Origin of the sequence: Nitrosospira multiformis (assembly GCF_900110185.1) — a bacterium.
Lineage (GTDB): Bacteria > Pseudomonadota > Gammaproteobacteria > Burkholderiales > Nitrosomonadaceae > Nitrosospira > Nitrosospira multiformis_A.
Genome location: NZ_FOCT01000005.1, coordinates 178,332 through 203,208, shown reverse-complemented (window position 1 = coordinate 203,208; position 24,877 = coordinate 178,332). Strand labels below are relative to the sequence as shown.

General features: G+C 52.6%; 23 protein-coding genes and 1 tRNA gene. 12 read left to right on the top strand and 12 right to left on the bottom strand.

What is annotated here, in order from left to right:
• The first annotated feature begins 32 nt into the window (after positions 1 to 32).
• A complete protein-coding gene (locus tag BMY01_RS07730) occupies positions 33 to 1,034 on the top strand; it encodes a zinc-dependent alcohol dehydrogenase family protein (protein WP_074745881.1) in 1,002 nt (333 codons plus the stop codon).
• Between the two features lie 78 nt (positions 1,035 to 1,112).
• On the opposite strand, the gene BMY01_RS07725 is transcribed toward BMY01_RS07730, so the two are convergent.
• The gene (locus tag BMY01_RS07725) at positions 1,113 to 2,207 is read right to left on the bottom strand and encodes an ADP-ribosylglycohydrolase family protein (protein ID WP_074745879.1); all 1,095 of its coding nucleotides are present in this window, start codon (positions 2,205 to 2,207) and stop codon (positions 1,113 to 1,115) included.
• Positions 2,208 to 2,407: 200 nt separating this feature from the next.
• Positions 2,408 to 3,892: a M17 family metallopeptidase gene (locus BMY01_RS07720; protein WP_074745876.1), complete on the bottom strand. Its 1,485-nt coding sequence runs from the start codon at positions 3,890 to 3,892 to the stop codon at positions 2,408 to 2,410.
• Between the two features lie 94 nt (positions 3,893 to 3,986).
• On the opposite strand from BMY01_RS07720, the gene BMY01_RS07715 reads away from it, so the two are divergent.
• Positions 3,987 to 4,781, top strand: coding sequence for a thymidylate synthase (locus BMY01_RS07715; protein ID WP_074745874.1), 795 nt, complete (start codon positions 3,987 to 3,989; stop codon positions 4,779 to 4,781).
• A complete protein-coding gene (locus BMY01_RS07710) occupies positions 4,778 to 5,320 on the top strand; it encodes a dihydrofolate reductase (protein ID WP_074745872.1) in 543 nt (180 codons plus the stop codon). The genes BMY01_RS07715 and BMY01_RS07710 overlap by 4 nt, the downstream gene beginning before the upstream one ends.
• A gap of 188 nt (positions 5,321 to 5,508) precedes the next feature.
• Here BMY01_RS07710 and BMY01_RS07705 read toward each other — a convergent pair whose 3' ends face one another.
• The 3 genes from BMY01_RS07705 to apbC all read right to left on the bottom strand — a co-directional run bounded on the left by BMY01_RS07705 (position 5,509) and on the right by apbC (position 8,931).
• On the bottom strand, positions 5,509 to 6,684 hold the full coding sequence (locus tag BMY01_RS07705; RefSeq protein ID WP_074745870.1) for a type III PLP-dependent enzyme: 1,176 nt from the start codon (positions 6,682 to 6,684) through the stop codon (positions 5,509 to 5,511).
• 484 nt (positions 6,685 to 7,168) lie between these two features.
• A complete protein-coding gene (gene dcd / locus BMY01_RS07700; RefSeq protein ID WP_011381280.1) occupies positions 7,169 to 7,738 on the bottom strand; it encodes a dCTP deaminase in 570 nt (189 codons plus the stop codon).
• Positions 7,739 to 7,842: 104 nt separating this feature from the next.
• A complete protein-coding gene (gene apbC / locus BMY01_RS07695; protein WP_074745867.1) occupies positions 7,843 to 8,931 on the bottom strand; it encodes an iron-sulfur cluster carrier protein ApbC in 1,089 nt (362 codons plus the stop codon).
• Positions 8,932 to 9,300: 369 nt separating this feature from the next.
• Between apbC and BMY01_RS07690 the strand changes: the two genes are divergently transcribed.
• Positions 9,301 to 9,377, top strand: a tRNA-Arg gene (locus BMY01_RS07690).
• A 39-nt stretch (positions 9,378 to 9,416) separates the two neighbouring features.
• Here BMY01_RS07690 and BMY01_RS17365 read toward each other — a convergent pair.
• Both BMY01_RS17365 and BMY01_RS18055 read right to left on the bottom strand, forming a co-directional pair.
• Complete coding sequence (locus tag BMY01_RS17365; RefSeq protein ID WP_139176792.1) at positions 9,417 to 9,632, bottom strand: tyrosine-type recombinase/integrase; 216 nt, start codon at positions 9,630 to 9,632, stop codon at positions 9,417 to 9,419.
• Positions 9,633 to 10,167: 535 nt separating this feature from the next.
• Complete coding sequence (locus BMY01_RS18055; protein WP_074745865.1) at positions 10,168 to 10,680, bottom strand: hypothetical protein; 513 nt, start codon at positions 10,678 to 10,680, stop codon at positions 10,168 to 10,170.
• A gap of 326 nt (positions 10,681 to 11,006) precedes the next feature.
• Here BMY01_RS18055 and BMY01_RS18765 point away from each other — a divergent pair, with 326 nt between their 5' ends.
• Together BMY01_RS18765 and BMY01_RS07670 are read left to right on the top strand one after the other, a co-directional pair.
• Positions 11,007 to 11,243, top strand: coding sequence for a type II toxin-antitoxin system HicB family antitoxin (locus BMY01_RS18765; protein WP_081353831.1), 237 nt, complete (start codon positions 11,007 to 11,009; stop codon positions 11,241 to 11,243).
• 903 nt (positions 11,244 to 12,146) lie between these two features.
• Positions 12,147 to 12,830, top strand: coding sequence for a PEP-CTERM sorting domain-containing protein (locus BMY01_RS07670; protein ID WP_074745863.1), 684 nt, complete (start codon positions 12,147 to 12,149; stop codon positions 12,828 to 12,830).
• A gap of 570 nt (positions 12,831 to 13,400) precedes the next feature.
• Here BMY01_RS07670 and BMY01_RS07665 read toward each other — a convergent pair.
• The 5 genes from BMY01_RS07665 to egtB all read right to left on the bottom strand — a co-directional run bounded on the left by BMY01_RS07665 (position 13,401) and on the right by egtB (position 19,081).
• Positions 13,401 to 13,784, bottom strand: coding sequence for a hypothetical protein (locus BMY01_RS07665; protein WP_074745860.1), 384 nt, complete (start codon positions 13,782 to 13,784; stop codon positions 13,401 to 13,403).
• 190 nt (positions 13,785 to 13,974) lie between these two features.
• Positions 13,975 to 15,870, bottom strand: coding sequence for a bifunctional tRNA (5-methylaminomethyl-2-thiouridine)(34)-methyltransferase MnmC2/FAD-dependent 5-carboxymethylaminomethyl-2-thiouridine(34) oxidoreductase MnmC1 (mnmC, locus tag BMY01_RS07660; RefSeq protein ID WP_254772655.1), 1,896 nt, complete (start codon positions 15,868 to 15,870; stop codon positions 13,975 to 13,977).
• A 3-nt stretch (positions 15,871 to 15,873) separates the two neighbouring features.
• On the bottom strand, positions 15,874 to 16,623 hold the full coding sequence (locus BMY01_RS07655; protein WP_074745858.1) for a TerC family protein: 750 nt from the start codon (positions 16,621 to 16,623) through the stop codon (positions 15,874 to 15,876).
• 170 nt (positions 16,624 to 16,793) lie between these two features.
• Positions 16,794 to 17,771: an L-histidine N(alpha)-methyltransferase gene (gene egtD / locus BMY01_RS07650; protein WP_074745856.1), complete on the bottom strand. Its 978-nt coding sequence runs from the start codon at positions 17,769 to 17,771 to the stop codon at positions 16,794 to 16,796.
• A complete protein-coding gene (egtB, locus tag BMY01_RS07645; protein ID WP_074745854.1) occupies positions 17,768 to 19,081 on the bottom strand; it encodes an ergothioneine biosynthesis protein EgtB in 1,314 nt (437 codons plus the stop codon). Before egtB ends, egtD begins: the two co-directional genes overlap by 4 nt.
• Positions 19,082 to 19,523: 442 nt before the next feature.
• Here egtB and BMY01_RS07640 point away from each other — a divergent pair, with 442 nt between their 5' ends.
• From BMY01_RS07640 to leuB, 6 genes are all read left to right on the top strand, one after another.
• A complete protein-coding gene (locus tag BMY01_RS07640; protein WP_074745852.1) occupies positions 19,524 to 20,075 on the top strand; it encodes a PRC-barrel domain-containing protein in 552 nt (183 codons plus the stop codon).
• A 184-nt stretch (positions 20,076 to 20,259) separates the two neighbouring features.
• A complete protein-coding gene (locus BMY01_RS07635; protein WP_074745850.1) occupies positions 20,260 to 21,408 on the top strand; it encodes an MFS transporter in 1,149 nt (382 codons plus the stop codon).
• A gap of 90 nt (positions 21,409 to 21,498) precedes the next feature.
• On the top strand, positions 21,499 to 22,908 hold the full coding sequence (gene leuC / locus BMY01_RS07630) for a 3-isopropylmalate dehydratase large subunit (RefSeq protein WP_074746013.1): 1,410 nt from the start codon (positions 21,499 to 21,501) through the stop codon (positions 22,906 to 22,908).
• Between the two features lie 47 nt (positions 22,909 to 22,955).
• Entirely contained in the window at positions 22,956 to 23,081 is a 126-nt protein-coding gene (locus BMY01_RS07625; RefSeq protein WP_074745848.1) for an entericidin A/B family lipoprotein, read from the top strand.
• Between the two features lie 20 nt (positions 23,082 to 23,101).
• The gene (leuD, locus tag BMY01_RS07620; protein WP_074745846.1) at positions 23,102 to 23,740 is read left to right on the top strand and encodes a 3-isopropylmalate dehydratase small subunit; all 639 of its coding nucleotides are present in this window, start codon (positions 23,102 to 23,104) and stop codon (positions 23,738 to 23,740) included.
• Between the two features lie 26 nt (positions 23,741 to 23,766).
• Complete coding sequence (gene leuB / locus BMY01_RS07615; RefSeq protein WP_074745844.1) at positions 23,767 to 24,828, top strand: 3-isopropylmalate dehydrogenase; 1,062 nt, start codon at positions 23,767 to 23,769, stop codon at positions 24,826 to 24,828.
• Positions 24,829 to 24,877 lie beyond the last annotated feature (49 nt).

Below are 24,877 nucleotides of genomic sequence, written 5' to 3'. Positions count from 1 at the left end.
CAGCAATCCAGAAAGAAGAATAAAGGGAAATCATGAAAGCGATCCTGATGAATGTTCCGGGTGCACCAGAGGTATTGACCCCTGCCGATGTTCCCACACCCGATCTTGCCGGCGCGTTCGATGTCCGGGTGAAGTTGCACGCGGCTGGTGTAAATCCAATCGACACCAAGGTGCGCAAGGCCAATATGTATTACCCGGACAGGCTTCCGTCTATCCTCGGATGTGATGGGGCAGGTGTGGTTGAAGCCGTTGGCAGTTCAGTGACTCGGGTACGCGCAGGCGATGAAGTCTTCTTTTTCAATAACGGTCTAGGTGGGGCGCCTGGAAGCTATGCAGAATACGCGGTAGTGCATGAAGATTATCTGGCATTGAAACCCAAGAACCTGTCAATGGTGGAAGCAGCCGCTGTTCCGTTGGCTCTGATTACTGCATGGGAAGCACTGATAAAGCGCGGCAATCTCAAGGAGGGCCAGACTGCGCTGATTCATGCGGGTGCGGGCGGCGTAGGCCATATTGCCATCCAGCTTGCCCGATACCTGAAAGCCCGAGTTGCCACGACAATTTCCAGCGAGGAAAAGGCCGCCTTCGTGCAATCCCTGGGAGCCGAGCTTGCAATCGATTATCGCCAAAATGACTTTGTGGACACTGCGCTCGAATGGACGGAGGGGCTGGGTATGAACCTCGCTCTGGATACTGTCGGTGGAGAGACGTTCTGCAAATCCTTCTCCGCCATCCGGCTGTATGGCAGGATAGTGTCGCTGCTTTCAACGGCCTGTGATGCAAAGCAACTCAATACTGCCCGGCTGCGCAACCTGAGCATCGGTTATGTGCAAATGACCGCTCCCCTTTATTTCGGTTTACATCCGGCGCGTGTAGTTCAAACCAGCATACTTGAACAAGGTGCGAGGCTGCTTGAACAAGGTATTCTCAAGATTCACGTCAGCCGCACGCTGCCTCTGACGGAAGCCGCCGAAGCGCATCGTTTGATCGAAGCGGGACATACTCTGGGCAAGATAGTGCTGAAGATTGCGTAGCAATTTCATTCTTCCAGGCATTCCTGCCGAGCTTGGGTTTTCAAGAAGAATCCTGGATTTCCAGAGTTCCTCCCGTTTTCAGCTTTTTCCCTCGTCGGTTGAAGTCCCCACTTTCGATCCCAGATCCATCGCAAGTCGCTGGAGTGCTTCGCCTTCATCCAGGCCATCGAGGAAGCGCCGGGGTATCCCCGACAAGCCGACCTGGGCTCCAACGAGTGCACCGGTTAAAGCGGCCCGAGCCTGATTTTCGCCGCCGCCATTCACTGCGTGGAGCACAGCCGATTCGAAATCATTCGGAAAACGGGCAGTGAGATGATAGGCCGCGGGAAGCTGATGATAAATGGCGCAGGTCATGCCATACACAATGGAGACTTTCCATGCCGGTTCTATCCGGATATCCGGGTCTAGCGCAGCTGCCGCTATATATGAGGGCGTGAGCAGGGCGTCCGGAGAGACAGAATATCCACTTTCGCACGGAAGGTCCTCTTGAGGCGGCTGCAAGTCGGTGTGGGCCATCGTATGGAAAGGTAATTTTCCCGCCTTTGCCAATCGCATGAGCTTGCCGGAAAGACTCCTGTTGAGCTGGTGCCCCTGCACCAGGAGACCCAGCACTGACCCGTATGCGACAGTCAGGGTAACCACAGTACCGTCGATCTGGGTAAGACGGGTATTGCTGGAGATAACGGCCGCCATCTCTTGCGGTTGGAAGGCGTAACGGACGGCCAGGGCCAGCGTGCGTCCTATTGCTTCAGTGGTATCGGCCTGACCTCCTGTTTGCCCCCATGGCAGGTTCTGCTGGACACGCTTGCGCCAAGCGTCGCGAATCGACTGCTGGGTATATCCGCCAGGGCCGTTCACGGGCATGCCGTTAAGAAATGGGAATATTTCCTCATCCATCCGCTGGCAGAAATCCGCTTCGTCATAGCCGCCGCGCTCGACGAGCGAGCGCAGCATGAGCCGGAGAATGATACCGGTCTGGGACAACTGGCCTGCCTTGAGATCACTATGGTAGCGGCCGGGCTTGGGATCGGTATAAGTTGTGATCCAGTCGCCGTAGTCGCGGCGGAGCACTGCCAGATCGTAGTACCAGTGAGGACCGAGGCCCAGGGCATCCCCGATAAAAGCGCCCATGATGGCGCCGGCAGCGCGGTTCTGTATGGCAGGGTCGGACATGTTCTGATCCTCCTCTTCGCAGGAAATACACAAGTTTCAGCTTCGAATCGTGAAGCGTAACAGCAGGCGGAAGAACCGTTTTGTTACACTGACCGCATGAGGGTCTGCAAAACCCGCTCAATCAGAAAGGGGTATGTATCCGAACAATTTTGATAAACGGGAACAGGATAGGATCTATATCCACCTATTCTTGTTAAAGGTTAAAGGGAGCCTGAAAATAGAACCCTGAGCATCTCCATACCCCACGCCACACCAAACCCGGTCACCGGGCTTCCCACCGCGCCCAGCCCTTCCTTGTGATTGCTCGCGGAAAGGTCCATATGCAGCCAGGGAACGTCATCCACGAAGCGATTGAGAAATCTGGCGGCGAGAATATGATCGGCCTCGCCCTCCAGGGTGCACTGCCTGACATCGGCAATTTTGCTTTCCAGTTCGACATCATAATCGGCATCGAGGGGAAATCCCCAGACCCGTTCGCCTGTTACCCTCCCTGCTGCCAACGCCTTCTGCATCAACTTTTCGCGATTGCTGAAAATGCCGCTGTAGCGCGATCCCACCGCCACGTGCATGCTTCCTGTCAGCGTTGCGAAATCCATCATCATATCGGGCTTCTCTCTTGCTGCCATCGTCAGGGTGTCCGCGAGCACCATCCGACCTTCGGCATCCGTATGGACGATCTCTACAGTAGTCCCATCGAGCGTCCTGATGACATCATTCTGCTTGTAGGCATGCGGACTGATATGATTCTGTGCGATGGCAAGCCAGCAATCGATATTCACGGGGAGGTTGGCGCGGGTTGCAGCCAACAGTATGCCCAAGGCAACAGCGGAGCCGTTCATGTCCTCGTGCATGCCATGCATGTAACGTGCCGGCTTCAGGTTATGCCCTCCGGTATCGAAGCAGATGCCCTTGCCCACCAGGGCGACTGTCTTGTCCACTTTTTTCATCCGGCGCCGCACGTGCACTATGGCTGCATCTTCGGGATCGCTCCCCTGGGCAACCGCGACAAAAGCGCCGGCACCCATCTCGCGCAGCGTTTTCACATCGAAGTCCTGATAATCCCAGCCTTCCCTTGTCGCCAGTTCCTGGAGGCGCTTGCGGTAGAGTCCCGGCGTCAACTCATTGGGCGGCAACACTGTAAGCTCCCGCGTAAGCAGATTTCCTTCCGCCGTGGCTTTCAGCAGGGCAAAATTATCCGCTTCCTCGTGCCCGTGCAGCACGATTCGTTCGAGCCCGCGGTAGCTCTCCTCCTTTTTACCCGTTTTGCGCGATGGCAGTAATGAACCGTTGATCCACGCCGCGTAGAGTGCCAGTTGTGCCGCCATTCGCCTTTCGCCGGAGTCGCCATAAACGGTAACGCTTATTTCCGAAGGGCTTTCTTCCAGCAACAACTGCACGGCTTTGCGCATCGATACTTGCTGTTCGAACACGGATTTGACCGGATCAATCCTCACCCATGCGCATAATTCGCCACTCGCGAGATTGGCTGAAACCGGCGTTCCGCTGATTTCTTCCGCCTTCATTTTGCGCCGCGACAACAAGATGCTCAGCAAATCTTTTCCGAAAAAATCGAGCTCATCCGATGATTCGGCCCGTACTGGCAATACCACCAGGATATGAGTGGCTTTGCCTGCGTCGTCAAGGGAGGCGAGGGGAGCATTTGTCTGTGTGAGCGCTGCAAGCATGGAGCCACCTTTATTCTGCTAGAATGTCCATTATACTCGGGGTGTTTCCTTTTACTAAATTCCGCAGCCTTCCGCAGCCCGACAATAGACTTCGATGCGCCAGTACCTCGATCTCATGCAGCATGTTCTGGAGCACGGACAAAAAAAATCCGATCGCACGGGTACTGGCACGCTTTCGGTTTTCGGCTACCAGATGCGCTTCGACTTGTCTGAAGGTTTTCCCCTGCTGACGACAAAGAAACTGCATCTGAAATCCATCATTTACGAACTGCTCTGGTTTCTGAAAGGGGATACCAATATAGGGTATCTCAACGAAAATGGCGTTTCCATCTGGGATGAATGGGCGGATGAGAATGGCGATCTGGGGCCGATATATGGGCGCCAGTGGCGCTCGTGGCCGGACGGGAAGGGAGGCCATATCGATCAGATCAGGCAGGTAGTCGAGCAGCTCAGGAAAACGCCCGATTCCCGCCGCATGCTCGTATCGTCCTGGAATGTGGGTGAACTGCAGGAAATGAAGCTGGCGCCTTGCCACGCACTGTTTCAGTTCTATGTGGCGGATGACAAGCTTTCCTGCCAGCTTTACCAGCGCAGCGCTGACATCTTCCTCGGTGTTCCGTTCAATATTGCCTCCTATGCTCTGCTTACGCTCATGATGGCGCAAAGCTGTGATTTACGCGCGGGTGAATTCGTCCATACTTTTGGCGATGCCCATCTTTATCTCAACCATCTGGAACAGGCACGCGAGCAATTGGGGCGGGCACCGAAAAAACTGCCTATCATGAAATTGAACCCGGCAATCCGGGATGTTTTCGACTTCCGGTATGAGGATTTCAACCTGGAAGGGTACGGTCCTCATCCGTCAATCAAGGCACCCATTGCAGTATGACACCTCGACTCTCCGTTTTGGTGGCGATGGCGCGAAATCGCGCCATCGGTAATAACAATGCAATCCCCTGGAGACTGCCGCACGACCTCAAGCATTTCAAGGAGCTCACGATGGGGCATCCCATCATCATGGGACGCAAGACGTATGAATCCATCGGCAGGCTTCTTCCCGGCCGCACCAGCATCATTATCACGAGACAACCGGATTATGAAGTTCCGGGCGCACTGGTGGTCAGATCCATAGGAGAAGCGCTCAGCGCCTGCAGGCAGACAAGAAGCGGAGAAGAGGGGCGCCTCGATCAAGTGAACGAATGTTTCGTCATTGGGGGTGCAGATATATTCCAGCAGATGCTGCCGCTATGTGATCGCCTGTATATGACCGAGATCCACAGGGATTTCGAGGGTGACACGTATTTTCCGGAATTTGACAGAAATGATTGGTGGGAGGTCTCGCGCGAAGAGCATGTGGATGACAGTGGGTTGGAGTACCATTTTGTCACACTCGATCGCAAGGCAAGTCAGCAGGAACAAGGCGCTTAAGAACCTGAATCTCGGATTTTTGAATCCCGATTTCTGATTCCTGACAAGCGTTCCTGCAAAAAAAGTGGCGGGCCACAGATAACTGTGCCCCGCCTTTTTTATTATTATTGTCCGGTTGCGCTGCCTGACCGTCCCGGAACCTGCTTGACCAGCCCGGGCTGGCAAGCGGGAATCCTTATTTTATTGAGTTACAGGACGACGACCTCTGGCAAAGGAAAGCCGTTGAAGTTACTGGCATAGGCTGTCGTATAAGCGCCGGCATTGGGTATATAGATGAAATCACCTTCCTCAATATCCTCCGGCAGCAGTTCATCGCGCATGAGAATATCGACCGAATCACAGGTTGGCCCCGCTACAGACCAGGGGATGCTCGGTCCCCTGCGATCAGAAAGAATTTCATACCGTAAGCCCTCCGTGACCTCGATCACGCCCCCAAAGACGCCTGCATCCCAATACATCCAGCGTTTGCCGTTGCGAGTGGCCGTTCCTACTACGCGGCAGACAAAATAGGCCGCATCCGAGACGAGGTAGCGCCCGGGCTCAGCCATGATGCGAATGTTCTCCGGCAGGTTCGCAATCGCTTCGTTCACGACTTCACCGATAACTTCTATCGATGGAATGGGCTTGACATGCCGCACCGGATAGCCGCCGCCGATGTTGAGCAAACGCGGTGACAATCCTGCCTGGCGCATGTCGGCGAATACCTTGATTGCCCGCTCGATGCCCACCCGCCAATTCTGTGGATTGCGGCATTGCGAACCGACGTGGAAGGTCACTCCGGCGAGATCAGCCTGGAGGTTCGCGGCTTCGTCAATAATCTCCTTGATCTCGGCCACATGCGTGCCGAACTTGCCGGCAAGCGGCCAGTCGCTCCCGATGTTAGGCGTATCTATCCGCAAATACAGTTTCGCATCCGGCTTCACGCTGATGATCTTGCGTAGCTCCTCGACACTATCCAGTACATACCACTCCACACCTTTGGCTGCGGCATATTCCAGGTACGCCCGCGATTTCATCGGATTACTGTAATAAATATCCGCGGCAGGCACATTCAGACTGAGCAGGAGGTCAAGCTCTGAAATGGAGGCAATTTCAAATCCAACGCCTTCCTCGATCAGCGTTTTCAATACGCGTGGATCAGGATTGGCCTTGACCGCATAGTGCGGCTGCACACGCGGCATGGCCGCTTTGAATCTTCGGGCCTTGTTGCGGATGATATTACTGTCAACCAGCAGGAATGGCTTGCTGTAGCCCTGTTTGAGGGCTGCCTGAACGTGTTCAAAATCCAGGCTGACTTCGGGGTGAGTGTCGAATATTTCTTCTACTTCTACGGCTTGCCGTAGAGCGGTATTACGCATTTGCATGAGATCGCCCTTCCTTTTGAAGACGCTACGTTACGGGAGTATGGATATTTACCAGATCAGCCGTGATGAAGTAGTTTGCTTTGCCTGTCATGATGACCTCCTGTCCTTCGATTTGATAACGTAAAAAAATGCGGATTATAGACTTGATTCCAGCGGAATCAAGCGTTTTTTTGAATGTGAAAAAGACCCTGTGTTTGCCCTGAAGTTCCTCCTCGACGTATCGTATTCACGCCATTGCGCATTTTGCAAGTAAGGAAAATACAGGGAGTGAAGTAGACAGGCAAAGGGATGCCCGGCCTCGTCTTGCTGCCCGAAGCTTGCATAGATGATCAATATCTTTCTACCTGAATTGCGAAGGATAAAGAGCCCATCTTTTGCCCTGATACTGGGGCTGTCGATGGATCGAAGGTCGAACGGTGTTCAGGATAGGCCTTCGAACCCTCAGGGGCTCGGAACAGGCGTGTGAAGGGAGTACCGGATGTGTTCAGATTTTTGGCAGTGTCACCCCATGCTGGCCTTGGTATTTCCCCCCCCTGTCCTTGTAAGAGGTTTCGCAGATCTCGTCAGATTCGAAAAAGATTACCTGGGCTACCCCTTCATTCGCGTAAATCTTTGCGGGAAGAGGCGTGGTATTGGAAAACTCCAATGTAACGAAGCCTTCCCACTCCGGCTCGAAGGGGGTGACGTTGACAATGATGCCGCAACGGGCATAAGTGGATTTTCCGAGGCAAATGGTCAATACATTTCTCGGAATGCGAAAGTATTCAACTGTGCGGGCAAGCGCAAAGGAATTGGGCGGAATAAGACAGATGTTGCTTTTCACATCGACAAAGGAGTTGGAATCAAAGTTTTTAGGATCCACGATGGCGGAGTTGATATTGGTGAACAGCTTGAATTCATCCGAGCAGCGAATGTCGTATCCATAACTCGAAGTGCCGTATGAAACGATCTTGTGTCCGTCAGGGGCATGCTTGACTTGGTTCGGTTCGAACGGCTCGATCATGCCGTGCTCCATCGCCATCCGGCGAATCCATTTATCCGACTTGATTGTCATGTTGAAAAAAGAATGCGAGGTGAACAGAATGTACAGGTGGGGGAAGACGGAAAGCGGTCAAGCCTTCCCGCCTCCTTCCAGAGACCATCTTTCCATTTCCGGAATCAGGTATCCTCAACCACAATCCTGGCGAACAGTGCGGAATGATCCAATGACAACTCGTCGATTTTCACGGCGAGGCGGCGCGCGATACTGCGATAAATTTCCGCTATTCGCCCGTCAGGCTCTGCAACAACTGTCGGATTGCCAGAATCGGTATGTTCGCGAATTTTTATATCGAGGGGCAACGCTCCCAACAATTCCACATCGTAATCCCTGCACATTTTTTCCGCACCGCCTGCGCCAAAAATATGCTCTTCATGCCCGCAGTTCGAGCAAATGTGCGTACTCATATTTTCGATGATGCCAATTATGGGAATGCCTACTTTCTGGAACATCTTCAATCCCTTGCGCGCATCGAGCAACGCGATATCCTGAGGTGTCGTAACAATGACGGCTCCCGTCACCGGCACTTTTTGTGCAAGTGTCAACTGGATATCGCCCGTTCCCGGCGGCATGTCCACAATGAGATAATCTATTTCCTCCCACCGGGTATCGATCAGCAACTGCTGCAGTGCCTGGGTAACCATGGGCCCGCGCCACACCATCGGCGTTTCCGCATCGATCAGAAGCCCGATGGACATAGCCTGAATGCCATGCGCTCTCATCGGTTCGATGGTCTTGCCATCGGGAGAATCCGGCCTGCCGGTAATGCCCAGCATTTGCGGTTGCGAGGGGCCATAGATATCGGCATCCAGTATTCCGACAGAAGCGCCTTCGGCAGCCAGCGCCAGCGCAAGGTTGACTGCCGTGGCGGATTTGCCTACCCCGCCCTTGCCGGAGGCCACGGCAATGATATTCTTGACTCCCGGGATGAGTTTCACCCCACGCTGAACTGCGTGGGAAACGATCTTGCTTGAAACATTGGCATTTACATCGCCAACCCCGGGAATGGCTTTGAGCTTTCCAATCACCTGATCGCGAATATCCGCCATTACGCTTTTTGCAGGATAGCCAAGCACAATATCCAGCGATACATTATTGCCCTCGATGATGATATTGCGCGCCTCGTTGGTGCTTATGTAATCCTTGCCCGTGGTGAGATCGGTAATTTCCCTGAGTGCGACCAGTATTTGCTGTTCTGTAATAGCCATTTTTTGAACTCCTTTGATCTGGGGCTACTGATGACCCGAATATTAACAAATATCAAGGGTTCGCGAATCCTTCGAGGATGAGAACGGTCAGCCGGCGCTTGCTCCTCTCTTCGATGCATGGAAGAGGGGCAAGGAAAAAACTCATGGAACGGGAAACATTCTGCTCATTGGTGTTCTGCTATATCGTTTTCGGTTCTGCAGCGCGGTTTTCGGAAAAGATGGGCTTCGGATGAATTGTGATAAATGCATCAGAATATGACCAGGTAGCGTTTCAAAGATAAGATCAGATGGAATGCTTTGACTCGGAAGTGCATCAGTCTGATATAATCACGCACGGCATTGGATATGCCAGAGTAGTTACCAGTCATAGCGCCCGTAGCTCAGTTGGATAGAGTACTTGGCTACGAACCAAGGGGTCGTGGGTTCGAATCCTGCCGGGCGCGCCAGTTTTTGTTAGGAAATTCAATCGCCTATGTGTAATTGCACTAGGCGATTTTTCTTTTTAGAATTACGAGTGCAGGAGTTTTGCGTGAATCAGTTCCGCACACTTTGTTGGCCGCATCTATCAGTTCCCCGATCTCAGGTGCAGAGTAGTGGCTCGTAATGCCGCCGTTCTTGTGCCCGAGCAACACCTTCCTTGTTTCGAGCGACACACCAGCAGATCGTAGCCTGCGGCCAAACGTGTGTTTGAGGTCGTGCACCCTGACATTTCCAAAACCTGACGGCGCTGGGTCTCCGAATGCTTCCTTGTAGCCCTTTGCCGCTGCCTCACGGCCGTTCTACTACCGATATTGTTCATTGAGTCAGTGGGTTGCGGTTTGCGCTAAGGCAATAAGGAAGAAAAGGCCCGGCGGTGAACCAGGCAAAGGAGAGTCCACTACATAATAAACCCAGATCTCAAAAGAAGGAGAAAGAGCCGGGGAGCGGCAGTGATGGTAGCTACTAACCGCATGGCTATCTTAGCTCAGCAGTAAAGCCTCAATTAGCCGATTAGAACCGAATTTTTGGTGCTTATTTTTGGCGCTTATTGTCGGAAGAGTGGAGGGCAACAAAAACCACCAAAACGAGTTGCCAGATAATAAGATACTTGATTCCCGCGCCCCTCAAATTGATGTAAATCAGTTATGAGGCATTCGTGAGTTCGAATGCGGAAACCACAGATGGTTATTAGTCGTTTTGGGCGACAACCAAGGCAGTGAAAGAGTAGAGAAGCGGCCGGTACAATACAATAAAAAACTACCCATCAGACAAGGGGATGTTCAGCGTCTTGGCTTTTGCTTCGACTGCTGTGGAAGTTCTGCCAAGCTTCAATGCGATCCGTCTATGAGGAATCCCTTGCTTTGCCATGATCTCCAGTATCTGGATGTCCTCTGACGTCCATGGAGTTCCAGCGTTGCATAACCGTTTTCCCTGATCACTTTGACGTCGATCGTTACGTCGCCTATCGGAGATTCTGCGTTCCGGTTGGTATGGAAGAGGTCTCGATGAATGATCGTCTCTACATACCGTGGCCACTATTTTTTCAGCTATCGGCCTAACCGAGGATTGCTGTTTTTGGGAAGTGCCGTCTTCCACGAGAATTTGCAGCAACCCAAAAAGCTCCCTTTGTCTCTTGGAGGGCAGTGTAGCAAGAACCTTGGTGAGTATCTGGCAGGACTGCTGAAACTCTTCATCTGACAGATTTGAAATGTTCGAATCTTGTTCCTTCTCGAAGCTGATTTTCTTCTTTAAATTTGCATCATTTTCCATGGCTCGTCCTTGTTTATGCTACCCCCTAAAATTCGGGACGATGCGAACTTCCTGTGTCCAGCTCTGATATGACACAACCGGATACAGCAAGCCTCGGTAGAGGGCAGTCTCAGTGAGGAGAATTGATTTGCAGCGTAAGCAAGAATGTGGGCCCGACAGTAAGTCGGGGTAAGCCCCACATAGGGTCCATCATATTTCACATATGTGAAATAGAAAGGGAGAATATAGGGGTAATCCCATTGCTGTTTACGAGGACAGGGAAATCGCGTTCTTCTTTCCTGGCCAAAGCTGGATTGGACTCAGCAAGAGAAGCGATGAGGGGATAGGTGCAGACGGTGCAGCGGCAGGAAACAAAAAACAATTTGCTGTATGGGCTACGTGGAAGTGGATGTGGATGCGGATGTGGAAAAATATCTTTCCGGACGGTCCGGTTGAATATCTCGTTGCCAGAAGGCCTGCTTTCTAGTATTGACGAGTACGCTCGTGCTCATCATATGACCCGGTTTGGGTTCCTGGCAAAGGCAGCTCAGGACGCGATGAGAGTTAGAGTAAGTCACCAGTGATTTAATGCACATCTCTCTAACCTGGCAGAGGAAGCAGCAGTCACCGTCATCCGAATTACGGCGATTTAAACTGTTGCTCCTCTGCAATTCAAAGATAGGAAAAGAAGACCAGTAGTTCAAGGCCGGGCAGACTCAATAAAAAGGCCCGGACGAACGCCGGGCCGGGAGTGAGTTTACCGCAATCGCTTCCCCGTTTGGAGGAGAGAAACGAGTAGGTAGAATAACAATACAGGAAAGGTTTTACCGTTAAATACTTAACGTATGAAAACAAAAAAATACCGGTTCAGCCAATCGGCTACGAACTAAGGGGTCATGGGTTCCAATCCTGCCGGACGCCCCAATTCAAGTAGTACAATCAATCGCCTATGTGCTATTGCGCTAGGCGATTTTCTTTTCAGGTTGCCAAGTGCAGGAGTTTTGCATGAATCGGTTCCGCACGCTCTGTAGCCACATCTATCAATCAGCTAGTCGGTTTCGGGGGGTGGAGCAGTGCGTCGTAATATCCCCTTTCTCGTGCTCCAGCGACTCTGCAGCTGAGGGGCCGCTCCTGTCGTCAGAACCAAGGGATCGCTTGCATAGGATGCGGTATCCCATCGTCCATTGAAACCGGCGGACAGTCGACGAATGGGACTGTTTTGCAAGGGAAAACAAAGCACTCGAATGGAAACAGCAACGGTTCGAGGTACGTGTTGCCTTTATCTCAACATCCTTTCCTGAGAACTGATCGCATGCCTCCGTCAGCGCCTTGATCACTTTCGGCTCTGCTTTGATAAAGCCGAGACCCACGTCTTGTTTCCTCTGTACCAAAGTCCAGGATGTACTTAAGTCCAATAGCGATATGGCGTGCTTTAAGTAAGATGGCGTCCGATTCTACTGTTGTCTTTTCAATACCCAGGGGGGAGCATGAATAAATTTCTTCACAATACAATTGTATCGGGGATTTTTGCGGCGGCTGTATCGGCTACTCAGGCAGCACCTATTTATATGACTGCCGATTTCTCAGGTGGGATTCTCGCCACGGGTGGACTGGCTAACAGCCTTGGCTTGCAGGGAACCAATACATGCAGCGGCTGTGCCGCCGGCAGCGTCAGCGGCAATGTGTTATTCGATCAAAGTCTCATACCCGGGAGCGGTACTGGTATTGTGAACATCCCACTCGCAGCAGTTACCGGCGCGCCAAGCAGTACTATCTTCAGTATACAATTTGGGAGTTCCCCCCTGGAGTTTGAATTTGGAGATGCGAATATATTAGGCAGTCCGTCCATACGGTTCGAGAACGGCGTATTCAACGGGTTTTCCTTCGTAAAAGATTTTGTGGTCAACGGAAAAACTTACGAACTCAACATGCAGGGGGCGAGCTGGACTATGAGCTGGTTAAAAAGCAATTCCTCTTCGGATCTTGTTGCATCCGGGTATCTGAACGTAGGTAACCAGGGGTTGGCGAACCAGACGTATTTTGATCCTATACCGGCTCAATTGCCTGGTGGCACAGTCCCGGAGCCTACTGTCATCGCGCTTGTCATGATCGGCATTTTGAGCATCTTTATGGTTCAGCGCGTGAACAGACGTACAGAGGGCTCGGTTTAGTACGCTTTATTATTAAATCATTTTGTTGCAGCACATATGCAGAAGCCTTATGCCGTACAAAGTTGGTGGACGAATGGGATTCTCCCCTGAACGATGGCCTGGACGTTGACAATCAAGAGTATAAGCGTAGTGTGCCGCTTTTTATTTTATGGGGAGTAACCCGAATAAATCACTCTCCGAGTTGACCTGGATCAAAACAGTAAAGGGTAGAAGGGAACATTATTCTTTCCGTAACAATTACAAGAGCAAATATTCCATTTCTTACGGAGAACGGATAAATGAAACTCACATTTCTGGCTGCCGCATTGGTGTAGTTCACTGCTGCCGGCTGCAAACCTTCCACCCCGGAATCACCTGATCCGTCGGCCTACGGGAAAGTCATTACTCCCGACCATCACGTCCTGAAAGAGCATCAGGATCCTCAGGAAAAAACGTGAGAAAATTTTGGTGAGGGACTCTGCGAAGGGGCTGGAGCATGCGTACTTTCCGTGCATAGAAAAGGGTTGGGCAGTTTTGCCCAACCCTTTTTTGTATCGGGGAGATTCTTCGAATGGATGAGTTGCCTCGATATCAGGCCGACTCTCTTTTAACCAGGGAAAGGTTTGCATCGGCTGTCAAGCCACCGAGAAAACGCTGAAATTGACCGTCTGCTTTCAATACGGCACGGACGTCGATTATGAGACGTAACTGGCCGCTTTTCAGCCTCAGGAGCTTCAAATAGTTAGGGAAGTCGGGATGGGCAGGCACGGCCACACCATGACCCGGGTCCGCGGGATAACCGAGCCAATCGGGTACCAGGCCGGACTGACGCAGGGCTTCCTCCGATTCTTCGAATATGTAGGTAGTAATACCGATTGCAGCGCTCGTCCAGCAGCTGAGCGGTACGGGTGACTGCGTCGTCTGAGGATTGGACTTCGCGCCTTTTAGCGGTTCGCGCTTGGGTTTTGCGTTCATAAGACTCCTCTGTGAGAGCATTCCTGTCAGCGTTCAAAACTTGCTCTCTCTGCCAACGGGTAGAACAGCCCGGGATCGGTCCCTTACAGAGCAGCCTGACATCCAAGATGTAAAGGGTGAATTATCCGAGAGAGATGCGTGCGTATTCTACTGGTTTTCAACCATGTTGCCCATTGGACTCTAGTACACCCTATCCTTTGATTGAAACCGGAATAACGGGAGAAGCTCTTCGGACAGGCGAGAGCGCATTGACAACGGACAATGGCAATGGCAGCAGTTGCCCGCACACAGTTGCTGCGACCGATTCGGCCGAAAGTCCCGCAGTAATCAGTCCACGCGTTCCATGGCCGAGGCTGGTATACAGCCCGGGCAAAAGTTCGCCGACGAGCGGCATGGCGCCTGGAACAGAACCCCTGATAGATGTGCGCCCATCCAATTGCTCAAGCTGCCTGGTATCTTGACTTACATCGTCACTCAGCCTGCGGAGCACGGGAGAAATTTCTCGCAGTCTGGATAAGTTTTCCGCATGCTCCGATATGTTCAAGTTAATCGATGTATCGTTAAAACGATGGGTTGCTCCCACCACATGTCGTCCTGCAACAGCAGGAGCGAGATAGCCGCTTCCGCATACGATGGTGCGGAGATTCCGGCTTGCGGTTGTTGCAGGGATCAAGGTAAGCTGCCCGCGTACCGGGGTTAGCGGCAGGTTTGCCAACGCTGGAAGCGATTTCACCTGATATCCGGTGCAAACCACAACTATCTCGGCCTCCAAGAACCGCGCTTGCTTCCTCTGATCTTCCACTTGCGCACGCCAGCCGTGACTCATTGGAGTAAGTGATTTTACCGTGCGACCGGTATACAGGGTGATAGCCTGACTGCCAAGCAATGCTGCACAAAGTTGAGGCGGAGCAAGCCAGCCGCTCCCGGGGAACCAAAGTCCACCATATGAAAGCTCAATTCCCGCAAGAGCCGATGCTTCAACTGCATCTACTGGCCGGAACACATGCGAGGGCCAGCCGAGGGCCGCAAGCTTTTCGATTCGTCTTGCTTCTTCGGCGGAGAATGACAATTGCAATTCTCCACATTCACTTCGCATGACGCCGTCAACCGGTAGTTTTTCGTCAAGCAAGGCGAGCGCATGTCCGTAGGATGCCAGCACAAAGCGGTGCAGGGCATTCATTCCTGCGCTCAGGCGGGCATGCAGTATACCAATCGGGTTGCCTGATGCGCCCGCGCCCAGGGTCTGTGATTCCAGAAGTTCAACTGCAAGCCCACGGCTGGCCAGCGCTGAAGCAGCGGCACATCCCGCTATTCCCCCTCCGATAACGATCGCGGTAGAGGGAGCAGGTCGAACGGGAGGTGGGCCAGGAAGGTCACCTTGCAGCATTTCACGCTTACGGCCAAAGCCGGATATTTTTTTGACCTGAAACCCTGCTTGTTCCAAACCGCGACGAACAACGCCGGCACTGGTATAGGTCGCAAAGGTTGCGCCTGCTCGCGACGCGCGCGCAATCCAGTGGAAAATCTGCTGTGTCCACATTTCTGGATTTCGCGCGGGTGAAAAGCCATCAAGAAACCATGCATCGATACCATGCGTTTCGGGCAGCGCCTCGGCCACGTCCTCTATTGCCAGCGTGAGACGTACTCTTCCCCCGGCAAAACTCCACCGATTCCATCCGGGTACACGCCGCTGCCAGCGCAGCGTAAGTTCATCGGCGTATGGGCGCAGTTCGGGCCAAAGCGCGAGCGCTGTGCTCAGTTCTTTTTCATCGAGCGGATATTTTTCAACACTAAAGAAATCAAGGCCGGTCCGAAGGGATGCAACCTGGTCGAATAGCCGCCAAGTGCATAAAAAGCTCAATCCCGTACCGAATCCCGTTTCTCCAATGGAAAACGCGCTATCAGGCTGCAAAGAGCCAAAACGGTCCGCCAGCCGGTTGCCTTGCAGGAAGACGTACTGTTTTTCTTCCAGTCCCGAGTCTTTTGAGAAATAGACGTCGCCGAAGCGAGCGGAATACAGGTGTCCGTTTTGCCAGTCAAGCATGCGAGAAGATTCACCGGTATGCTGGCGGAAAGCCAGATCCATCAATCAATCGACGTTGTCTATGTGCCGATGCAACCTGACCGGTTCCACTGCTTTCTTGCGTAATCGAAGGTTGAGAAATTCCACAGTGACCGAGAATGCCATGGCGAAGTAGATGTAGCCTTTCGGAACGTGAACGTCGAAGCCTTCGACGATGAGGGTAACGCCGACCAGTATCAGGAAGGAAAGGGCAAGGATTTTGATTGTCGGATGCTTCTCTACAAAATCTCCTATTGGTTTAGCCGCCAGTAGCATGACCAGAACTGCGAGAATGATGGCAATAGCCATCAACGTAATGTGCTCGACCAGACCGACAGCCGTTATGACGGAATCCAGCGAGAACACAATATCGAGGATTGCTATCTGTAGCAGAACCATGCCCATGCTCGTGACTGCGATGTTCCTACTGCTGTTATCCGTCCCTTCCAGACTGTTATGTATTTCATGGGTTGCCTTGAACAGGAGAAAGAGTCCTCCCCCGATCAATACGATGTCGCGCCCCGAAATGGAATTGCCGAAAATTGCAAACCAGGGTTTGGTCAAGCTCATTACCCAGGAGATCGAAAACAACAGCGCAAGCCGGGTCAGCATCGCGAGACCAAGACCCATCCTTCTGGCAAAATTTCGCTGGGCTTCGGGAAGGCGTCCTACCAGTATTGAGATGAAGATAATATTGTCGATACCTAAAACGATTTCCAACGTCGTCAGCGTCAGCAGTGCAACCCATGCTTCCGGGCTTGTCAGCCACTCAAACATCCTTACTCCTCATTCTCAATTCCCGTCGCAGACTTTTTATTTGAACGAACTATCCGTGATTTTGCTATTTATATTTAGCAAGTATTGATACTGATACAGCGAATGGCCGAATGCCGATGTGTCGTAGGTGCCGGAAATCGTACAATCGGATCAGAAACCTGAGCAGTTCTTCATGTTATCACGCCAAGGCTGACCGCAAACCAGGAATCAGGATCTGTCCAGGTATGCTCGACCTGGAAGCCTCCGGATCGGAGTAGGTTTTCGAGATGCTCAACAGTGTATTTGTAACTGTTTTCCGTATGAATCCGTTCACCCTGATCAAAGTGGAATGTCATATCAAGTGTATCTATCCTGATCGCTTGCCGGTAAGCGCTTTCGAGATGCAGTTCAATGCGCGATTCTGCCTCATTCCAGAATGAGATATGGCAAAACGATTCGGGATCGAAGTGCCCGCTCAGTTCCCGGTTGATCCTGACAAGAAGATTTTTATTGAACAAAGCAGTCACGCCCGCGTCGTCGTTATACGCAGCATGCATGACGTTGATATCTTTCACGAGATCTGCTCCGAGCAGCAGTTTATCTCCGGTTGACAGGTTCCGCGCAATGTTCTGCAGCAAGGTGATCGCAGCGTCGTTTTCCAGATTTCCGATACTGGAACCGATATAAAGAACGAGGCGCGGCGGAGTCTGATGTTCAAGAAATGTCAGGTTGTCGAAATCGCCCACCTGAGGGTGAACTTTCACCTTGCTCAATTCACTTTCCACTTCATCCTTGGCCAACTGCAAGGCAGTATCGGAAACATCAAGCGGAAAGTAGTTCACGCCGAATTGCCGCTGCACAAGAGAACGCAGCAGAATGCGGGTCTTGGTTGCAGTTCCCGCGCCGAGTTCGCTGACCGAGACATTGCGGCGCAGATGGCTGCATATCTCCTCCGCATGGACCGTCAGTATGCCCGCCTCCGTCCGAGTGGGATAATATTCCGGCAGACAGGTGATCTGTTCAAACAAGGCGGAGCCGGCAGCATCATAAAGCAATTTCGGTGGTAGGCTTTTGGGAGTGCGAGACAAGCCTTCCAGCACATCTTGGGCGATGGAAGGAAGCGGAGTAGGGGTGGGTTTCCGGTTGATGTGTTTCGATCCAATCATCATGCAACTCCGTCATGAGCCAAACGTATTCCGGAGAATTGCCAACGCTTCTGCGGCAGAAAGAAATTGCGGTATGACTCTCGTATATGAGAGCGCGGTGTAACGCAGGATCCGCCGCGCAGGACCATCTGGTTACACATGAATTTCCCGTTATATTCCCCTTCCGCTCCTGCTGGCGGACGGTAACCAGGATAGGCGGAATAAGGGCTTGAGGTCCATTCCCACACATCGCCCAGCATCTGTTGCATGCTCGGTTGTTGCGATTTGGAATGAACAGCCGGCGCGGGATGATAAATTTCGTTTTCAAACAGGTTTGCAGAAATGGTCGAGCATCCACTGGATCTCGCAGCAACTTCCCATTCAGATTCCGTTGGCAGCCGGGCCCCCGCCCAACGCGCAAACGCGTCCGCTTCGTAAAAGCTTACGTGGCATACCGGTTCGCTCGGATCGAGCGGCACGGTGCCGCGGCAGGTATATTGGCTCCAGCTATCGTCCATCTGTTCCCAGTAGAGCGGCGCTGTCCATTGATTCTCGCATACATGGTCCCAGGCATCCGACAGCCATAATTCCGGTCGCGTATAACCATCATCGGCCATGAATTCCAGGTACTCCTCGTTCGTTACAAGGCGGGAGGCAATGCGGAAGGGACTGAGATAAGTGGGATGCCGCGGTAATTCGTTGTCAAATGCAAAATGGGACGTATCGTCGTCCCCTATCTGGTAGATGCCTTCGTCAAAACAATACCATTTTAACGGTGGAGCAGCCGTTGCGGATGCTGCAACAACGCGTACTCGTTCCGGCTGATAACTGGGCCGCAGGGGATTGGTCCAGAACGCATGTTTGATATCCGTAACGATCAATTCCTGATGTTGCTGCTCGTGATTCAATCCCAGTTCGACCAATCGTAAAATTTCGGCTGAAGCTTCACGCACGAGCAACTCCTCCATGGCATCGTCTACGTAGACACGATAAAGACGAACCTGATCGAGAGTGGGGCGGGAAAACGTACCCCGAATAGAGCGATGCGGATGCTTTCCCAGCCGTTTGTAGTACGAGTTGAAGAGAAAGCTGAATCGCTCATCGAAACGGGCATAACCGTGAAAATGCTGCGCGAGGATGAATTCCTCGAAGAACCATGTGGTATGGGCGAGATGCCATTTGGACGGGCTCGCGTCGGGCATAGACTGGACCATCTGATCATCGGGCCCAAGCGTTTCAACGAGTTTCAACGTCTGCCTGCGAATTTCACGATATCGTTGAAGCCATGTCGGCAATGGTGATAATTCGACAGGCCGGTTGAGTGTTTTCCGCATAATTATTTATCTATGTGACATTTATCTATCGTGACGATACTCATTTCGGTTGGAAGGGTTATCTTTCCTTTCGTGTAAACAGGCCGATTCCTGCCTTCTTCATTTCTTATCCCTTAGCAACGAGAAGTTCTTGTTGCAATTTTCCTCAAAGAGAAAGGATGTACTCTGTACGCTTTCAGACATATAAGTTTTGATATCGTGAATTGCGTGCGATATGCGGGAAAAGTCAATTTTTGTTCGATACCGCACTGACCCTCTTTCCCGGTTGAAGCATTCTGTATGTATCTAAGGCGCTTCGAGGAAGAGAAGGACCGGCACATTGGCAGGAAGCAGCAGAAGCCGGATCGAAGCGGTGAGGGTGAAATGCAGAAAAGTTCTTACAGGAAGTCCAAGCAGTAACCTTTAAGAATTTACTAATTTCATACTTTCATAGGAGATAATCATGGCTTATACAGATCGCGATACCTACGGTATGTACAAGAAGTATGGCAAGGAGGAAGGGAAGGGACCCGGGCCCCGTCTGATGGGTGCGGACACTCTTATTGGCGAGGATGTATACAACACTAAGGACGAAGATCTTGGCGACATCAAGGAAATCATGCTCGATATGAACAACGGCAAAATCGCTTATGCCGTGCTGTCTTTCGGCGGATTTCTGGGAATGGGGGATAAGCTCTTCGCCGTGCCCTGGAGCGCGCTGACACTCGATACAGAGAATAAGCGCTTCATCCTCAACGTGGATAAGGAACGCCTCGACTCCGCACCGGGATTCGATAAGGATGACTGGCCGGATATGGCGGATCCATCCTGGCAGAACACCATCAATTCCTACTATGGAACGAAGTCTTACATGGATACAAGCTACGAAACCACATCCAAGAAAGACTATACGACCTCTGCCCATCGAAACAATGAAAGGATCATTCCGGTTGCACCGGTCGGCGCTGATCACGTGCAAGACAAAACCGACGATACCTTTCACACGCACAAGTAAAGACTATTAGGTAGTGTCAGGTGAACAAGGGGTGCAGGATAATCCTGCACCCCTTGTTTTATGGGTTGCAAAACTGCTCGACCTTCCACCACGCGGGCAACAGGCGCAGAACATCGTGCTTTAAACCGCATACGCGTTACAGGCTGGTTAAATGATCTGTCAAATAGCCTGTAAACTCGCATAAATGCAATCCATCCCCTATTGGCGTCTTTCCGGCTTCTATTTCTTCCATTTTGCCTTTATTGGCGCCTTTGCTCCTTACTGGACTCTTTACCTCAAATCCCTTTCCTTCGCTTCCTTTCAGATCGGCGTGCTCATGTCTCTGCTGCATGTCACCCGCATCTTTGCCCCGGCTGCCTGGGGCTGGCTTGCAGATCACATCGGCAAGCGCATGTTCATTGTACGATCGGCTGCAATTGCAGGCTTGGTCAGCTACTGCGGCGTTTTTCTCGGCGAGTCCTATGGCTGGCTGTTTGCGGTCATGGCGCTGATGAGTTTTTTCTGGAGCGCTTCGCTGCCGTTGATCGAGGCAACGACGCTTTCATATCTTGGAGAAAGCATCACAAAATACGGACTCATCCGGGTCTGGGGGTCGGTAGGATTCATTTTGGCGGTAACCGGCGTTGGTTATCTGCTGGATGCAACCAGCATCAGCTCGCTGCTATGGGCCATCCTTGGCTTCAAGCTCGGTATTGTCTTTTTTTCACGCCTCATTCCTGAAGTCGGGACAGTAACGCATCCCGCCACCGGGCATTCCATTCCACAAATATTCCGACGGCCAGAAGTACTGGCCTTTTTTGCAGCGTGCCTGTTGATGGTGTTTGCGCATGGCCCCTACTACACCTTTTACTCGATTTATCTTGTCGAGTACGGATACAGCAAAAGTCTCATAGGCTGGCTGTGGGCCACAGGGGTTATCTGCGAGATCGGCATATTTTTCCTGATGCCGCAGTTGATGCGCCGATTCCGCATGAAACAGATCATGGTGTTCAGTTTCGGCTGTGCCGTAGCACGCTTCCTGATGATAGGCTGGGGCGTGGAATGGCCGTTTGTCATATTGTCCGCACAGGTGCTGCATGCCGCAACCTACGGGGCGCATCACGCCACGGCCATGATGGTTGTGCACCGGCTCTTCGGTGGGCGCCACCAGGCGAAGGGGCAAGCCCTCTACACCAGCCTTACATTCGGGCTCGGTGGCACCATTGGCGGCATATTCAGCGGTTACTCGTGGGATTGGCTGGGGGCAGGGCTTACCTTTACGATCAGTGCGATGGCCGTGTTGCTCGGCCTGGGGCTGGTAGTCTGGAAGATGGACATCGACCGGTCCGGGTGACAATTGCCTCACTCTTATTGTTCCTTGATATTTCATTATGGGATAATGAAATATTGAGATTTGAAGCCGTTATTCCCATTTTCCATGAAAATGCAAACGTTATACGACAAACTCTGGCAAAGCCATGTGGTGCATGAAGAATCCGATGATCCGGAAGGCATGGCGCTGCTCTATATCGATCGCCACCTCGTACACGAGGTGACCAGCCCCCAGGCGTTCGAAGGGTTGAAGCTGGCCGGACGCAAGCCGTGGCGCCTCAATTCCATTCTGGCGGTAGCAGACCACAACGTGCCAACCACCGGGCGAGATCATGGCATTAGCGACCCGGTATCTCGCCTGCAAGTGGAAACGCTCGATCAGAATTGTGAGGAATTGGGTATCACCGAATTCAGGATGAACGATCGGCGCCAGGGCATCGTGCATGTCATCGGACCGGAGCAGGGTGCCACCCTACCAGGGATGACAGTGGTTTGCGGCGACTCGCATACCAGCACGCATGGCGCTTTTGCCTGCCTTGCTTTTGGCATAGGTACTTCGGAGGTGGAGCATGTGCTGGCGACACAGTGCTTGGTGGCAAAGAAATCAAAAACAATGCAGATCGTGGTAGAGGGCAATCTGGGTCATGGCATTACCGCCAAGGACGTGGCGCTTGCCGTTGTCGGCAGGATCGGTACTGCCGGAGGTACAGGCTATGCGATCGAGTTTGCCGGCAGCGCGATTCGTGGGCTATCGATGGAAGGGCGCATGACATTATGCAATATGGCGATCGAAGCGGGTGCGCGTGCGGGAATGGTGGCAGTGGATGATGTCACCATTGAATATCTCCGGGGCCGTCCCTTTGCACCTAAAGGCGATCCATGGGAAAAAGCGGTTACCTACTGGCGTACCCTGAAGAGTGACGAGGGTGCGAGCTTTGGCAAGGTGGTTCAACTGGACGCAGTCTCGATCAAGCCGCAGGTAACCTGGGGAACTTCTCCGGAAATGGTTACGACAGTGGATGGAAAGGTGCCTGATCCGACAGAAATCGCAGACGCGGTGAAGCGTCATGACATGGAGCGGGCGCTCAAATACATGGCGCTGGCTCCCAACACCCCGATCAGTGAAATTCGCCCCGACAAGATATTCATCGGCTCCTGCACGAATGCGCGCATAGAGGATTTGCGCGCTGCCGCCGAGGTGGTGAGGGGCCGCCGTATTGCGAAGAGCATCAAGCTTGCGATGGTCGTGCCGGGATCCGGCCTGGTCAAGCATCAGGCAGAGCAGGAGGGGCTAGACAGGATATTTCGCGAGGCGGGGTTTGAATGGCGCGAACCGGGTTGCTCGATGTGCCTTGCAATGAATGACGACAGGCTGGAGCCCGGCGAACGATGCGCTTCCACTTCCAATCGTAACTTTGAGGGCAGGCAGGGTCCCGCGGGACGTACTCACTTGGTGAGTCCTGCAATGGCCGCTGCCGCTGCGGTTGCCGGACATTTTGTGGATGTAAGGGAAATATATTAGAATTCCGGTACAACCATACCGGTTTTTTTACACTACAGGGAGTTGTGATGAGAATGCTGACAGTAATGGTTGCCTTGATCACTGCCTTTGGTCTGTCTGCCTGCCACACCATTCAGGGCGTGGGCAAAGACGTTCAAAGCGGCGGAGAAGCGCTGGAAAAATCTGCAAAATAATTGCAAAACGGTAATCAGCAGTGAAAAAGTTTCATTCATGTGAGGGATTGGTGGCGCCGCTGGATCGTGCCAACGTCGACACCGACGCCATCATTCCCAAACAGTTCCTGAAATCCATCAAGAGGTCCGGTTTCGGGCAAAATCTCTTCGATGAATGGCGATACCTGGATCATGGCGAGCCAGGCATCGACCCTGCCACTCGTAAACTCAACCCTGAATTTGTGCTTAACCTGCCGCGTTACCGCGATGCCCGGATACTCCTTGCCCGCGCCAATTTCGGTTGCGGATCCAGCCGGGAACATGCTCCCTGGGCATTGCAGGATTACGGCTTTGAGGTAATTATTGCCCCCAGTTTTGCCGATATTTTTTTCAACAACTGCTTCAAAATAGGTTTGCTTCCCATCGTGCTCGACACCTCACAGGTGGATCAACTGTTCCGCGAGGTCGAGGCTACCGAAGGGTACCGATTGCTCGTCAATCTGGAGCAGCAATCGGCGACCACCCCTGCCGGAGAATCTTTCCCTTTCGAGATCGATCCTTTCCGCAAGCATAGTCTGCTGAATGGTTTGGACGAAATCGGCCTCACGTTGCAGCATGCGGACAAAATCCGGGCGTTCGAAGAAAAACGCCGCGTAGAACAGCCGTGGCTGTTCGGCTGACAGACTTTCCCCTTTAAAAGGACTTTATGAAAATAGCAATTCTGGCCGGAGATGGTATCGGTCCGGAAATTGTCGCACAGGCAGTGCGCGTGCTGGAAACGCTGAGAAGCGAGGGATTGAAGCTGGAACTGGAACAGGGGTTGCTGGGCGGATGTGCGGTAGATGTAGCGGGCGAGCCTTTTCCCGAGGCAACGCGCACGCTGGTGGCTGAGGCGGATGCCGTAATCCTGGGGGCAGTGGGCGGACCCCGCTATGACGCGCTGCCCCGCCAGCTCAGGCCGGAGCAAGGCCTTCTAGGCATACGGAAGGCCCTGAACCTGTTTGCCAATCTCCGGCCTGCAGTACTTTATCCTGAACTTGCCGACGCTTCCACGCTGAAGCCCGAGGTGGTATCCGGACTCGATATCCTGATCGTGCGCGAGTTGACCGGGGATATTTACTTTGGCGAGCCGCGTGGTATTGAATTACGGAATGGCCAGCGCATCGGCTACAATACCATGATTTACAGCGAAGCCGAGATCCGGAGAATAGCGCGGGTGGCTTTCCAGGCGGCGCGCAAGCGCAGTTGCAGGCTCTGTTCTGTCGACAAGATGAACGTACTGGAATCAACCCAGCTGTGGCGCGACGTGGTGACCGAAACGGCAGGTGAATATCCGGACGTAGAGCTTTCGCACATGCTGGTGGACAATGCGGCCATGCAGCTTGTACGCAATCCCCGGCAGTTCGATGTGGTTGTGACAGGCAACATGTTCGGGGACATCCTGTCGGATGAGGCATCCATGCTGACCGGTTCGATCGGCATGCTGCCTTCGGCATCGCTCGATGAGCGGAACAAGGGACTTTACGAACCCATACACGGTTCTGCTCCCGATATCGCCGGCAAGGACGTGGCGAATCCTCTGGCCACCGTGCTCTCGGTTGCGATGATGCTGCGCTATACCTTCGATCTAGAGGAGGAGGCATCCCGAATCGAACGGGCAGTGAAAAAGGCGCTGGCTGATGGATACCGGACGGCGGATATTTACGAGCCAGGAAAGATGAAAATCGGAACCGCAGCAATGGGTGATGCGGTTCTGGCAAGTTTGTAGCTGCGGCACTTCATATCCTGTGGTTGAATCAAACCACGATTTCTTCCAA

Excerpts from the sequence above, each read along its gene's own strand:
- BMY01_RS07730 (WP_074745881.1), top strand. The coding sequence starts at position 33 with ATGAAAGCGATCCTGATGAATGTTCCGGGTGCACCAGAGGTATTGACC.
- BMY01_RS07725 (WP_074745879.1), bottom strand. The coding sequence starts at position 2,207 with ATGTCCGACCCTGCCATACAGAACCGCGCTGCCGGCGCCATCATGGGC.
- BMY01_RS07720 (WP_074745876.1), bottom strand. The coding sequence starts at position 3,892 with ATGCTTGCAGCGCTCACACAGACAAATGCTCCCCTCGCCTCCCTTGAC.
- BMY01_RS07715 (WP_074745874.1), top strand. The coding sequence starts at position 3,987 with ATGCGCCAGTACCTCGATCTCATGCAGCATGTTCTGGAGCACGGACAA.
- BMY01_RS07710 (WP_074745872.1), top strand. The coding sequence starts at position 4,778 with ATGACACCTCGACTCTCCGTTTTGGTGGCGATGGCGCGAAATCGCGCC.
- BMY01_RS07705 (WP_074745870.1), bottom strand. The coding sequence starts at position 6,684 with ATGCAAATGCGTAATACCGCTCTACGGCAAGCCGTAGAAGTAGAAGAA.
- dcd (WP_011381280.1), bottom strand. The coding sequence starts at position 7,738 with ATGACAATCAAGTCGGATAAATGGATTCGCCGGATGGCGATGGAGCAC.
- apbC (WP_074745867.1), bottom strand. The coding sequence starts at position 8,931 with ATGGCTATTACAGAACAGCAAATACTGGTCGCACTCAGGGAAATTACC.
- BMY01_RS18055 (WP_074745865.1), bottom strand. The coding sequence starts at position 10,680 with ATGGAAAATGATGCAAATTTAAAGAAGAAAATCAGCTTCGAGAAGGAA.
- BMY01_RS07670 (WP_074745863.1), top strand. The coding sequence starts at position 12,147 with ATGAATAAATTTCTTCACAATACAATTGTATCGGGGATTTTTGCGGCG.
- BMY01_RS07665 (WP_074745860.1), bottom strand. The coding sequence starts at position 13,784 with ATGAACGCAAAACCCAAGCGCGAACCGCTAAAAGGCGCGAAGTCCAAT.
- mnmC (WP_254772655.1), bottom strand. The coding sequence starts at position 15,870 with ATGGATCTGGCTTTCCGCCAGCATACCGGTGAATCTTCTCGCATGCTT.
- BMY01_RS07655 (WP_074745858.1), bottom strand. The coding sequence starts at position 16,623 with ATGTTTGAGTGGCTGACAAGCCCGGAAGCATGGGTTGCACTGCTGACG.
- egtD (WP_074745856.1), bottom strand. The coding sequence starts at position 17,771 with ATGATGATTGGATCGAAACACATCAACCGGAAACCCACCCCTACTCCG.
- egtB (WP_074745854.1), bottom strand. The coding sequence starts at position 19,081 with ATGCGGAAAACACTCAACCGGCCTGTCGAATTATCACCATTGCCGACA.
- BMY01_RS07640 (WP_074745852.1), top strand. The coding sequence starts at position 19,524 with ATGGCTTATACAGATCGCGATACCTACGGTATGTACAAGAAGTATGGC.
- BMY01_RS07635 (WP_074745850.1), top strand. The coding sequence starts at position 20,260 with ATGCAATCCATCCCCTATTGGCGTCTTTCCGGCTTCTATTTCTTCCAT.
- leuC (WP_074746013.1), top strand. The coding sequence starts at position 21,499 with ATGCAAACGTTATACGACAAACTCTGGCAAAGCCATGTGGTGCATGAA.
- BMY01_RS07625 (WP_074745848.1), top strand. The coding sequence starts at position 22,956 with ATGAGAATGCTGACAGTAATGGTTGCCTTGATCACTGCCTTTGGTCTG.
- leuB (WP_074745844.1), top strand. The coding sequence starts at position 23,767 with ATGAAAATAGCAATTCTGGCCGGAGATGGTATCGGTCCGGAAATTGTC.